The organism is Herbiconiux liangxiaofengii (assembly GCF_041927335.1).
Classification (GTDB): Bacteria; Actinomycetota; Actinomycetes; order Actinomycetales; family Microbacteriaceae; genus Herbiconiux; species Herbiconiux liangxiaofengii.
This window is the reverse complement of sequence record NZ_JBHFHD010000005.1, coordinates 281,981-288,849: the sequence shown is the minus strand read 5'-3', so window position 1 is coordinate 288,849 and position 6,869 is coordinate 281,981. Positions and strand designations below refer to the sequence as shown.

General features: G+C 69.3%; 7 protein-coding genes. 1 reads left to right on the top strand and 6 read right to left on the bottom strand.

What is annotated here, in order from left to right; translation table 11 throughout:
• Positions 1–68 precede the first annotated feature (68 nt).
• From rlmB to ACEXOR_RS03720, 4 genes are read right to left on the bottom strand one after another with little or no spacing between them, the layout of a single operon-like run.
• Complete coding sequence (rlmB, locus tag ACEXOR_RS03735; RefSeq protein WP_374848042.1) at positions 69–1,103, bottom strand: 23S rRNA (guanosine(2251)-2'-O)-methyltransferase RlmB; 1,035 nt, start codon at positions 1,101–1,103, stop codon at positions 69–71.
• Positions 1,096–2,514 carry a cysteine--tRNA ligase gene (gene cysS, locus ACEXOR_RS03730; RefSeq protein ID WP_374848041.1) on the bottom strand — a complete coding sequence of 473 codons (1,419 nt, stop codon included), beginning with the start codon at positions 2,512–2,514 and terminating at the stop codon, positions 1,096–1,098. Before cysS ends, rlmB begins: the two co-directional genes overlap by 8 nt.
• 59 nt (positions 2,515–2,573) lie before the next feature.
• Positions 2,574–3,752 (bottom strand): 2-C-methyl-D-erythritol 4-phosphate cytidylyltransferase, encoded by a 1,179-nt coding sequence (ispD, locus tag ACEXOR_RS03725; protein ID WP_374848040.1) that lies wholly within the window; start codon positions 3,750–3,752, stop codon positions 2,574–2,576.
• A 2-nt stretch (positions 3,753–3,754) separates the two neighbouring features.
• Positions 3,755–4,237, bottom strand: coding sequence for a CarD family transcriptional regulator (locus ACEXOR_RS03720; RefSeq protein WP_066040922.1), 483 nt, complete (start codon positions 4,235–4,237; stop codon positions 3,755–3,757).
• A gap of 127 nt (positions 4,238–4,364) precedes the next feature.
• Between ACEXOR_RS03720 and ACEXOR_RS03715 the strand changes: the two genes are divergently transcribed.
• A complete protein-coding gene (locus tag ACEXOR_RS03715; protein ID WP_374848039.1) occupies positions 4,365–4,940 on the top strand; it encodes a hypothetical protein in 576 nt (191 codons plus the stop codon).
• A gap of 70 nt (positions 4,941–5,010) precedes the next feature.
• Here the strand turns inward: ACEXOR_RS03715 and ACEXOR_RS03710 are convergent, their stop codons facing one another.
• On the bottom strand, positions 5,011–5,691 hold the full coding sequence (locus tag ACEXOR_RS03710; RefSeq protein WP_374848038.1) for a winged helix-turn-helix domain-containing protein: 681 nt from the start codon (positions 5,689–5,691) through the stop codon (positions 5,011–5,013).
• Entirely contained in the window at positions 5,688–6,779 is a 1,092-nt protein-coding gene (locus tag ACEXOR_RS03705; RefSeq protein WP_374848037.1) for a sensor histidine kinase, read from the bottom strand. Before ACEXOR_RS03705 ends, ACEXOR_RS03710 begins: the two co-directional genes overlap by 4 nt.
• Between the last annotated feature and the right edge of the window lie 90 nt (positions 6,780–6,869).

The window sequence follows — 6,869 nt, the reverse complement described above, 5'->3', positions numbered from 1 at the left end:
CCCCGAGTTGCGCCAAAATGCCCCTTCCGCGTTCGCGAAGGGGCATTTTGGCGCAACTCGAGGAGGAGCTAGGAGGCCAGCGCTCTCTGGCGGTTGATCTCGTAGAGCGTGACGGAGGCGGCGATGCCCGCGTTGAGCGACTCCGTGCCCGACGAGATCGGGATGGAGACGATGGCGTCGCAGGTCTCGGTGACCAGGCGCGACAGCCCCTTGCCCTCGTTGCCCACCACGATCACGATCGGGCCCTTGGCGAAGTCGAGGCCCGGCAGGTCGACGTCGCCACCGCCGTCGAGGCCCACCACGAACACACCGGCCGCCTTGAAGGCCTTCAGCGTCTGCGTGAGGTTCGAGGCCATGGCCACGGGGGTGCGGGCCGCGGCACCGGCCGAGGTCTTCCAGGCCGAGGCCGTCACGCCCACCGAGCGACGCTGCGGCACGATGACGCCCTGTCCGCCGAACGCCGCCGTCGAACGGATGATCGCACCCAGGTTGCGCGGGTCGGTGATGCCGTCCAGTGCCACGAAGAGCGGGGTCTTGCCCTTGCGCAGCACGTCGTCGAGCAGGGTCTCGGGGTGCGCGTACTCGTAGGGCGGCACCTTCAGGGCGAGCCCCTGGTGCACCGCGTCGTGGCCCGAGAGCCGGTCGAGCTCCGGGCGCATGACCTCCATCACGGGGATGCCGCGCTTGTTCGCCAGCGACAGAGCCTCCTTGACACGCTCGTCGACCTCGACGCGGAACGCCACGTAGAGCGCCGTGGCCGGGATGTGGGCGCGCAGCGCCTCGACCACGGAGTTGCGGCCGGTGACCATCTCGCTGTCGTCGGCCTTCTTCACGCGGCGGGCCGGGGCGGAACGACCCGCATCCGGAGTGCGCTCGTTCGTGGAACGGGCGCCGGGGCGGCCCTTGCCGCCCGAGGCCACGAAGCGCTCGCGCGCCGCCTTGGCCTTGCCCGCGGGATGGTACGGCCGGTCTTCGGCCTTGGGGGTGGGCTTCTTGCCCTCGAGGGCCTGGCGGCCCTGCCCGCCCGAACCGATGGTGCGGCCCTTGCTGGTCTTGCGTACGGCGCCGGCCCGCGAGGGGCGTGACGAGGGTGGTTTAGGCATCGAGACTCCAGTGCGCGCCCGTAGGCGTGTCTTCTATCGAGATTCCCGCTTGACCGAGTTCGTCCCGGATGCGGTCCGCGGTGGTGAAGTCGCGGCTCTTGCGTGCCGTCTCCCGGTCGGAGACGAGTCGTTCCACCAGGGCGCCGAGCGCGCGCTCGGCCCCGCTGGTGGAGGTGGACGCCCATTCGGGCGCCAAGGGGTTGATACCGAGAACCTCGGTCATGGCGAGCACCTGGCCGAGCAGCGTGGCCGCCTCGGCGAAGTCCTCGTCATCCAGCGCGGCATTGCCGCGGCGCACGGTCTCGTGGATGACCGCGATCGCCTGGGGCACGCCGAGGTCGTCGTCCATGGCCTCGCGGAACTCGGCGGGGACGACCTGCTCGGCCGTGCCGGCGAAGCGGGTGCCCTCGAGCCGCCGCTCGGCGCGCTCGAGGAAGCCCTCGATGCGCGACACGGCGGCCTCGGCCTCCTCCAGCGCCCCGTCGTGGTACTCGAGGGTGGAACGGTAGTGGGCGGCGCCGAGGTAGTAGCGCAGCACCACGGGGCGCGCCGCGGCGATCAGTTCGGCCGCGAAGATGGAGTTGCCGAGCGACTTCGACATCTTCTGGCCGGTGACGGCCACGAGGCCGTTGTGGATCCAGAGGTTGGCGAAGGGGTCGCCCGCCGCGTGCGACTGGGCCAGCTCGTTCTCGTGGTGCGGGAAGCGCAGGTCGAGCCCACCGCCGTGGATGTCGAACTGCGGACCGAGGTACTTGGTCGACATGGCCGAGCACTCGATGTGCCAGCCGGGGCGGCCGGCCCCCCAGGGGCTCTGCCACGCGGCGGTGAGCGGCTCGCCCGCCTTGTGACCCTTCCAGAGGGCGAAGTCACGCACGTCGCGCTTGCCGCGCGAGTCGGAATCGGCGGCCGGTGCCATGTCGCCGAGCTTCTGCCGGGTGAGCTCGCCGTACGCCGGCCACGAGGCCGTGTCGAAGTACACGTCGCCCGTGTCGTCGTCGGTGGCGTAGGCGTGGCCGTTCTCGATCAGGCGCGCGATGATGGCCTGCATCTCGGGGATGGAGGCGGTGGCCCGGGGCTCGTAGGTGGGCGCGAGCACGCCGATGGCGTTGTAGGCCGCGGTGAACTCGAGCTCAACGCGGTAGGCCAGCGCCCACCATTCCTCGGTGCCGCCCGCCGCGTTCATCAGGATCTTGTCGTCGATGTCGGTGACATTGCGCACGAAGGTGACCTCGTAGCCGTTGTAGGAGAACCAGCGCCGCAGCTGGTCGTAGACCAGCGCCGAACGCAGGTGGCCGATGTGCGGCGACGACTGCACGGTGGGGCCGCACACGTAGATGCCTACTCGACCCTCGACGAGGGGCGTGAAGTCGGCGAGCGCGTGGGCCTTCGAGTCGTACAGACGGAGTGTCACCTCCACAGTTTAGAGGGCAGCCCCGATCCGCGGCGGCGCAGGCGCCGTCTGTTACGTGGTCAACGGATGCCGGTGCCCGCCACCACGAGGCACGTCGCGATGGCAGTCAGCCCTTCGCCGCGGCCGGCGAACCCGAGGCCGTCGGTGGTGGTGGCCGAGACGCTCACCGGGGCGCCGAGCAATTCCGACAGGAGCGCGTCGGCCTCGACCTTGCGGGGGGCGAAGCGCGGGCGGTTGCCGATCAGCTGCACCGACACGTTGCCGACGGCGAAGCCCGCCTCGGCGAGGATCTCGCGGGTGCGGCGCAGGAACACGTCGCCGTGGGCACCGGCCAGTTCGGGTTCGGCGGTGCCGAAGCGGCTACCGAGGTCGCCGAGCCCGGCGGCACCCAGCAGGGCGTCGCAGATGGCGTGGGCCACCACGTCGCCGTCGCTGTGGCCGGAGAGCGCCCGCTCCCCCGGCCAGTGCAGGCCGGCCAGCCAGAGTTCGGCGTCGTGATCGGTCGCGAAGGCGTGGGCGTCGACGCCCACGCCGGTTCGGGTGCTGGTCACGGTGCTCCTGCGCAGATGGTCGTGCGCCCGCTCGAGGTCGTCGGGCGTGGTGATCTTGAACGATCGGGCGTCGCCCTCGACGACCGAGACCGGATGACCTGCCTCGCGCACGAGAGCGGCATCGTCGGTGAACTCGCCACCGGCATCCCGATAGGCCTCGACCAGGTGCTCACGCGGAAAGCCCTGAGGAGTCTGCACCGCCGCCAACGAGGAGCGGTCGACCGTGCCGAGCACCTCGCCCTGCGGGGAGACCGTCTTGATCGTGTCGACGACGGGGAGGGCCGGAACGACGCCGTGCCCACTCTCGCGCACCGCGGTGACAACCCGGTCGAACACCTCCACAGGGGTGAACGCCCGGGCCGCGTCGTGAACAAGGACCACGTCGATGCCGGGCGGCAGGACGGCAAGCCCCGCGGCCACCGACTCCTGTCGCGTGCGCCCACCCGCCACGACCACAGCCGGCAGGAAGTCCAGCGGCTCGAGCGAGTCGGAGGCCTGTTCGACCAGGGAGCCCGGCACCACGAAGATCGCGAGCGCCCGTTCCGCCATGCCTCGCAGCGGGTCGACCGCGCGCGACAGGATCGTGCGACCGTCGACGGCCACGAAGGCTTTCGGTTCGGGCCGGCCCAGCCTGGTTCCCGACCCGGCAGCCACCACGATCACCGCGACGGTGGGTGCGGGAGTCACTCCTAGGAGGCCAGCACCTCGTCGAGAACGAGCGACGCCTTCTCCTCGTCGGTCTTCTCAGCGAGGGCGAGCTCGGAGATGAGGATCTGGCGGGCCTTCGCGAGCATGCGCTTCTCGCCGGCCGAGAGGCCGCGATCCTGATCGCGGCGCCAGAGGTCGCGTACGACCTCGCTCACCTTGATGACGTCGCCCGAGGCGAGCTTCTCGAGATTGGCCTTGTAGCGGCGCGACCAGTTGGTGGGCTCCTCGGTGAACGGTGCGCGCAGCACTTCGAACACCTTGTCGAGGCCCTCACGGCCGATGACGTCGCGCACACCGACGAGGTCGACGTTGTCGGCCGGCACCTCGATGGTCAGGTCGCCCTGAGTGACACGGAGTTTGAGGTAGATCTTCTCTTCGCCCTTGATGACCCGGGTCTTCACCTCGGAGATCGTTGCGGCTCCGTGGTGGGGGTAAACGACAGTTTCGCCAACCTCAAAAAGCATGAATGCATTTCCTTCCGTGACCCCTAGGATACCACAGCGACTCGTAGGTAAGGGTGCCCTAACCACCTCCCGCCCGCCCCTCCCATGTAGGGTGAAAGCCAAAGCGTCTACGCCTCTGGAGGGTCTTGTGAGAGCTCGGTTCGCGGCATCCGTTCTGACGGCCGCACTCGTCGTCGTCGGCACCGCGGGATGTGCCTTCATCACCCCGCAGGTGACCGCGGACATCAAGCAGGCCACTGACGGCGTCAACGCCACCGTGGGGCAGATCGACGTGCGCAACGCCGCCCTCATCAGCGAGACGGGCGAGCTCGCGAGCCTGCTCGTGACGTTCGTGAACAACAGCGACCAGCAGCAGTCGGTCACCATCCAGTACGAAGACGGTTCCACCGGCGAGCGCGTCTCGAAGGAGGTCGACGTCGACGGCGACGGCGCCATCACCACCTTCGGCGGAACCTCGTCCAGCGCCGACCAGATCGTGCTCGACAACGTGTCGGCGCCAGGCAGCCTGTTCCCGGTCTACTTCCAGTACGGCGACGCCGAGGGCAAGCTGGTCTCGGTGCCGGTGCTGAACACCTCGCTGCCGGAGTACGAGGGCCTCGCCCCGACTCCCACGCCCACCCCGACGCCCACGATCAGCCTCCCCACGCCCACGGTGGTGCCGACGCCGGAAGCCACCCTGGACGCACCGGCCGACCCCCAGTAGTCGCCCACCGGGCGCCTGGCCGCTCTCGCCGGGGCCCCGGTCGCCTGATCCGAGACCCCGGCGAACCCGCTCAGGCCTCGAAACGGTATCCGAGTCCGCGCACGGTCACGAGCAGCGTCGGCTCCGAGGGCACCTTCTCGATCTTCGAGCGGATGCGCTTGATGTGCACGTCGAGCGTCTTGGTGTCGCCGAAGTAGTCCGAGCCCCACACCCGGTCGATCAGCTGGCCGCGGGTGAGCACGCGCCCGGCGTTGCGCAGCAGCAGCTCGAGCAGCTCGAATTCCTTCAGAGGCATGGACACCTCGCGGCCGTCGACGGCGACGGTGTGGCGCTCCACGTCCATCGTCACCGGGCCGGCCTTGAGCATCGGCTCCGCCGCGTCCAGCACTTCGAGCTGACGCCGCATCACGGCCCGGATGCGCGCGAGCAGTTCACGCGTGGAGTACGGCTTCGTCACGTAGTCGTCGGCGCCGAGCTCCAGGCCCACCACGATGTCGATCTCGGAGTCCTTCGCGGTGAGCATGATGATCGGCACCGAGGAGCGGGTGCGGATCTCCCGGCACACCTCGGTTCCCGGGATGCCCGGGATCATCAGGTCGAGCAGGATGATGTCCACCCCGCCGCGGTCGAACTCGCTCAGGGCACTCGGCCCGTCGGGCGCCACGGTCACGCCGTATCCCTCACGGCGCAGCAGGTAGCTGAGCGGCTCGCTCAGGGCGGCTTCGTCTTCGACCAGCAGGATGTGGGTCATCGCTTCTCTCCTTGCGAGGCTGCATCGGCACGGGTTGCCTCCGGCAGCCGGATGGTGAATGTCGAGCCCTGGCCGATCTGCGACCAGGCCCGGATGTCGCCGCCGTGGTTCTGCACCACGTGCTTGACGATGCTGAGGCCGAGACCGGTGCCGCCCGTGTTGCGGGAACGCGCCTGGTCGACGCGGAAGAACCGCTCGAACACGCGGGGCAGGTCGTCTTCGGGGATGCCGATGCCCTGATCGGTGACCGAGAGCTCCACCACTCCATCGTCGCTGCGCACGCCGATTCCGATGCGGGAGCCGTCGGGCGAGTACTGGATGGCGTTGGCGATGAGGTTGTTCACGGCGAGCGTCAGCAGGGTCTCGTCGCCGTCGATGGTGACGCGCTTCTTGCCACCGACGGCGAGGGTCATGTCGCGCGCATCCGCCGCGACGTGATTCTGGTCGACCGCGTTCGAGATGATGCCGTCGAGATCGACCCGCTTCGCTGTGGCGAGCACATCCGTCGCCTGCAGCCGAGACAGCTCGATGATCTCTCGGGTGATCTGCGAGAGCCGGATCGCCTCGGTGCCCATGCGGCGGGCGAAGCGCCGCACCTGCTCCGGATCGTCGGAAGCCGGTTCGAGCGCCTCGGCCAGCAGCGAGATGGCCCCGATGGGCGTCTTGAGCTCGTGGCTGATGTTGGCGATGAAGTCGCGCCGCGTCTCCTCGAGCCGGTAGGCGTCGGTGCGGTCGTCGGCGATCACCACGACGTAGCGGCTGCCGAGACGCGCCACCCGCACGTCGAGGTGCACGAGCGCGTCTCCGAACGGTCCGCGAGCGAGCGTGACCTGCTGGTTGATCGACTCCCCACTGCGGCGCACCCGGGCCACCAGCTCGCCGATCTCGTCGTGCACCAGAACCTGGTTGGCCACGAGCCCGTAGGTGTAGGCGGCGGCGGAGGCCTTCACCACGTTGTTCGAGGGGTCGAGCACGAGGCCGGCCGACTCGATCGCGTCGATCACCTGGTCGACGCCGTCGGGGACGGCGTTCGACGCCGCCGAGACCGCGTTGTTCCCCCGCCGTTCAGCCAGGTGCAGGATGGCCATGAAACCTGCTCCGACAACGAGGCCGAGTGCCAAAGACAACAGCACCAACCAGCCTGTTTCCATGCTGACTACACTAGTGAGTCCGATCGG